This window comes from Microbacterium sp. AISO3, assembly GCF_002204305.1.
In the GTDB taxonomy this organism is placed as follows: domain Bacteria; phylum Actinomycetota; class Actinomycetes; order Actinomycetales; family Microbacteriaceae; genus Microbacterium; species Microbacterium arborescens.
The window spans coordinates 1-620 of the sequence record NZ_NHRF01000038.1 but is presented as its reverse complement, the minus strand read 5'-3'; the positions used below and the strand labels follow the sequence as shown (position 1 = coordinate 620).

At 60.0% G+C, this 620-nt stretch carries 1 pseudogene; it reads right to left on the bottom strand.

What is annotated here, in order from left to right:
• Positions 1 to 525 (bottom strand): annotated as a pseudogene (locus CBF90_RS16185) (NAD-glutamate dehydrogenase domain-containing protein); the annotation flags it as partial.
• Between the last annotated feature and the right edge of the window lie 95 nt (positions 526 to 620).

Here is a 620-nt window from a genome sequence, read left to right as displayed (position 1 = left end):
GTCACGAAGTTGCTCGGCTGCCTGTCCGATATCGGTACCAAGCGGGGCCGTCACATCAATGTGGATCCACGACTCCGAGGCACAACCTCCCCGACCGGGCGTTCCGACCGCCTCAATCGTGCCGCGGTCGCGTTTCACACCGATGATCGGATGCCGGACGTCCTCGACCCTCCACCCGTGCCTCAGCAAGCAGGACACCACAGTGTCGACAAGGAAAGGACGGTCACCCGTCACGACCTGAACAGAATTTATCTGCCCGTCTGACCACGGCGGATCGACGATGACGTCAACGCGAACCGGCCCAGGTCGCAGCGCAAGCTGCGCCTGGTGTTCCATCGCTTGACGAATCGCATCGTCACGGTAATGATCTCCGGTGGCATGCTGCTCTTGCACAGCTGCCACGAGAGCCGGGATGACTTCATCCATCTCTGACACGATCAGGTCACTTTCGTCATGGTCACGGGGCCACCTCCACGTGGTCCTCATCGAGAACTCTACAAGGGTCAATGCCTTGGCGTGAACCACCACACACAGGCATAGTGTGAGATGTGCCGTAACCGTCCGGCATCATGGTGGCATGGACATCAATTCACGGGCCCATTTCGACGCAACCCCCGACC